Source organism: uncultured Moraxella sp. (assembly GCF_945873075.1).
Taxonomy (GTDB): domain Bacteria; phylum Pseudomonadota; class Gammaproteobacteria; order Pseudomonadales; family Moraxellaceae; genus Moraxella.
In genome coordinates, this window is record NZ_CAMCBS010000054.1 from 1 (window position 1) to 4,415 (window position 4,415).

At 44.4% G+C, this 4,415-nt stretch carries 3 protein-coding genes; all 3 read right to left on the bottom strand.

What is annotated here, in order from left to right; genetic code table 11:
* Positions 1-22 precede the first annotated feature (22 nt).
* The 3 genes from Q0N89_RS09850 to Q0N89_RS09730 all read right to left on the bottom strand — a co-directional run bounded on the left by Q0N89_RS09850 (position 23) and on the right by Q0N89_RS09730 (position 4,043).
* The gene (locus Q0N89_RS09850; RefSeq protein ID WP_367178568.1) at positions 23-292 is read right to left on the bottom strand and encodes a helix-turn-helix domain-containing protein; all 270 of its coding nucleotides are present in this window, start codon (positions 290-292) and stop codon (positions 23-25) included.
* A 174-nt stretch (positions 293-466) separates the two neighbouring features.
* On the bottom strand, positions 467-1,711 hold the full coding sequence (locus Q0N89_RS09725) for a capsular biosynthesis protein (RefSeq protein ID WP_294035886.1): 1,245 nt from the start codon (positions 1,709-1,711) through the stop codon (positions 467-469).
* 100 nt (positions 1,712-1,811) lie between these two features.
* Positions 1,812-4,043, bottom strand: a complete 2,232-nt coding sequence (locus Q0N89_RS09730) for a capsular polysaccharide biosynthesis protein (protein WP_294035888.1) — start codon at positions 4,041-4,043, stop codon at positions 1,812-1,814.
* Between the last annotated feature and the right edge of the window lie 372 nt (positions 4,044-4,415).

Genomic DNA, 4,415 nt, shown 5'->3' on the forward strand with positions numbered 1-4,415 from the left:
ACAGTTTTTTAACAAAACCCTCTTAGGGGTTGTTTGAAAATAGTTGACCGGTACATACTAAGTTAAATACAAGTGGGTTATTAAGCTTTAGCTTAGGATGACAAGCCTGTCTTCTTGTTTGGTATAGACAGTTAGCCTTGGTTGCTGAATAATTGCCATCATAGCCATTTCTTTTTATCTCACGGCAAATGGTGGATTTGGCTCTGCCTAACCGTTTGGCAATCATGCCAATGGATTTGCCTAAAGATAGTAAAACCATTATCTTTTCATGTTCATCTATTAAGACGTCTATAAGAAGTGTTCATCTGCTTTAATGCTTTGTTTTGTGTGGTAACTTAATGATACATTAAATTGATGAACACTTCTTTTTTTATTTGGTGTTGCGGTTAGATTGTAAATTCAAGCATAAAAAAATCGCCCATGACAGGCGATAATTGACAGTCAACACAAAACGGCAGAGCGATGGTCAGCCGAGCGATTGATACTTGGATTTTTTTGGCGGTACGCCCACTTCTTGGGCATGAATATAAGGCAGCGCCCATGGCGAAGTCCCATAAAATGAGCCGTTGAGCTGGGTTTGTTCAATCAGATATTCACGAAACTTCAGATAAAATTCATAATCAGGCGCAACCGGATTGACCCAAAACTCATCCAAGCTTTGCTGGTCGGTCAGCCCTTTGATATCATAAAGCGCACGACCCATGATTTTGGTGGGTTTTTTATGATAAATTGACTGTAGTCCTGTGGTGCTATTGACCGTAATCATGCCAATACTATGACGAATCAGGCTTGGCAAGTGCATATCACAACCATAATGCGCCCGCCCTGCAATCCCAAGTTCATCCGCCCATTTGGCAATCAAGCCCTTATAATCTCGATGTCCACGGTCAAGCGGATGATGCTTGAACAAAATCTGCGTGCCTTGTGGGGCAAAGTTGGCAAATGACACCATCACTTCACGAATAAAATCGGTGACATCCGCATAATCGCTATGATGGGTGATTTGTGAGTCGTTATGCACCTGCAAGCTGACCAAATAAAACTGGCCACTTGCTTGACGCATCAGGCGTTTTTGTAGGGCTTTATCCGGATAATAACGCACCGCTTTACGAATGGGGGCAATCAGCCACGCCATCATCTCTTGCCAAATGGATAGTCCCCGATAATGCTCATAATGCGGATACCGCCATTGACCCAGAAAAATGATGGCATAATAAACAATACTCGCCACACACAGTCGCCAAAAGCGGTTGGCGGTGTATTTTGGCGCATCATTGGCTACATCAAAATTCTCAATCATTGCAGGATTGAGCCGTGAATAACCATTGATTCCATGCTCTTCAAGCGTGATATAATCAGGGCGCAGATAGCCTTCTTCGAACACAAAAAACGACACACCACGCTCGGCGCAGACCGCTTTGGCGATGGTATGATAGGGTCGGCAGTCATTAAAACAAACCACGGCATCGATGTCATGCTCACGGATGATTTGGTCAATAAAGCCATCAAATTCATCAAGTGTGCCATGATAATTGCTCATCTTGTCTTTATGACAATAAAAAAACGCATCGCCGGCATTGAAATTGATCTTGTGTACCGTGCGACCCCCATCCATCAAAAATGTGGCAAAACGACAAAAAAACGTCCCCATCTTGCCCTGCAAGAGCAAAATGCGACGATGGTCAAGCAGTCGTTTCATGGATGCAGACATAGGTATTCAACTTGATCAAGATGGCAAAATGGCTGTCTTTGATTAATTATCATACAAATCAAAGCGCTATTTTAGCACAAGTTGCACTTTTTTTCTTTTATCAAATCGTAAACTTACGCAGGCGCATAAAATTGGTTTTAGCAGCTTGGATTAGCTGTTGTTTGATGGACGGTTTGGCGGTTTGATGAGTCTGGTTATACAGATAGTCAATCACCTGTTCGACGCTGGCCAGTCCATAGCCGTGTGGCAAGCGGTACACAGGATAATCAATGAGCGCACCATGAATGAGCGCCTCTATACTAAGTGGCGTGTGGCGTGTACGGCGTGCAATGGCCGTCTGCTTGGGCAAATTATCCGTCTCAACAATATCGGTTGTCAAGCCAAATCCAGCATAAAACGGCATCCCATAGCACACCACCGCTACGCCCCGCAGTAGCGCCTCAAAGCCTGTCTGCGAGCTGATGGTATGCACCACATCGCATACAGCTAGGCACTGTGGCATGGCTGTATCTTGTGCAATGATATCAGCAAGCTTGAGCGTGGTTTCATCGATCTTGCCAAGTCTTAAGCCCGCCTCGATATCAGGATGTGGCTTATAAATGATGATATCATCAGGATAATCGGCTCGTACTCGCTTAAGTAGATCAGCATTGGTTTTGATCACACTTGTGCAGTTTTGTACCGATGCATCATCTTCGACCTGCCCAACGACCAGGCGCACTTTGGCAGATGGCTTTTGGGTACGGCTTTGCGCAAGTTGATTATTCAGCACATCATTAATACTGCCCACATTATATTTGCTGACTTGACGCTCAAGCAAGGTTTGATGTAGCTTTTTGGCACGCTGTCGCTGTGCATCATTGAGCGTGATGCTTTGCAAAATCTGTTCAAGTCGTGATGGCGCGGTCGCATCATAATACACGCCCACCTCATCCATCACCACCGACAATGGCTCAAGCAAGGTCGCCCCAAGCCCATTAGAGCGAATAAAGCCATCTTCCATACAGATGATGGTAGGGTTATTTTGCTGTTGATAAGTATGGATTTTTTTGGCAAGGCTACGCTTGGCTGCCAAGCCCCAGACCAAATATTGCTGATGTGGTTTATTTGCCAAAGGCGTCAAAGCAAGTTTATCGTCTTTTTTGATCTGCCACGACATTAAATCTTCGCCAAATAAGGTTTGCAGCCTACTTTTAATTTTGAACGCCAACTTCACTTCAGGAAATCCTGCATAACCTTTGACAAAGCCCACTTTCCATCGGCTAAAATCATAGGCAAGCATATCGCCTGCCAAACAAGCCTGCCAATCCCGATTGCGAATCAGATACTCAATCACCGTCTCAATCTGACACGCCTTGCCCGTAGCAGGGTCGGCATAATGGCTATAATCAATATAACTGGCAAAAAACAACTGCTCAAGGCTAACATCCACCGCACCCAATGCCTTCCTGCGTGCTTGTACCGCCTGATAAAGCGTCGCCATCTGCTCATCAGCAAGCACGCCATCATCATGCGTCAATCCATAGCCGCTATACCAACTGACCCCAAAGCTATGCACCGCCTTGCCCATCATCAGTGCTTCAAAGCCCAAATGTGAGCTGACGGTATAGACAGCTGTCGCATGACTCAAAAGCGCAATGGGATTGATGGCATCTTTGATGATATGAATATTGGCAAGCGATTCTTGGCTGATACCTTCGATTAATAGATAATTAATTGCATCTTGATTGAGCTGCCCTTGTTCATCTACCAAAAATCCCACTTTGGCGGCAGGATGTGCTTTGATATAAACACACGAATGTACCTGGATAGCTGATGACAGCATCCGATAAAAGGCAAAACGATCAGCGCCTGCACCCTGAATGGACGCATCGCCCGCCACCTGATCAATGACAAGCGTGATATGCTCGGGCAGTGTATGCGTGCAGGGCGTGCTAGGATTGTATTTGGATAATTGATGATGGATGATCTGATCAATTAATGACTTGGCACGAGATGCATCATCATCCATCCAAGTCATCCGACGATGTGCAATCAGATGCTCCAGCCGTGATGGTATGGTGGCATCAAAATAAATCCCCAAATCATCAAGTACAAAGCTTGCCCCAAAACGGCTATTCACCCCACTATCTAGCGAGCGTAAAAACCCGTCTTCAGCTGTCCACAAAGGTGCTTGCAGTCTTTTTGCCAAACGCACACCTCGCTTGGTTTTGCGTTTGGACTTACGACCCCATACAAGCACCAAATCAGCCTGTTTTGTTTTATGATAAAAACGACAAACCCTCAGATCGGCATTAAGTGCAGCTGGCAACAATGCATTGTTCTTTTTCATGCCTTTGCGAGCAATAGCAATATCCAAAGGTTGTGATCTGCTGTACAAATCAGATGGATTTAACAAAATAGCACCCACTTATAAAAAATACAAAGATTGAAATAGACTAGCATTCATACTAACTTCTAAAAAAATCAAACAAAGAAAATGGCCTGGAGATGTCATCAAAGTCATCGCTAGAGCGGCTAATGTGATGCGTATTGAGTCAATACAGCCGTATTATTTTACCATAAAGTTTACCTTATGATAGACCGTCATTTAAATATTAAACTAAAGAGTTCGTTGATGGTAAAACTAAAAAAAACAAAACCCCAACAAAAACCCCCTCACATCTCTGTAAGGGGGCTTCAAATAAGGTGCTGACGATGACCT

What these genes read in the sequence shown, in the direction of transcription:
- Q0N89_RS09730 (WP_294035888.1), bottom strand. Translation starts at nt 4,043, where the DNA reads ATGAAAAAGAACAATGCATTGTTGCCAGCTGCACTTAATGCCGATCTG.
- Q0N89_RS09725 (WP_294035886.1), bottom strand. Translation starts at nt 1,711, where the DNA reads ATGTCTGCATCCATGAAACGACTGCTTGACCATCGTCGCATTTTGCTC.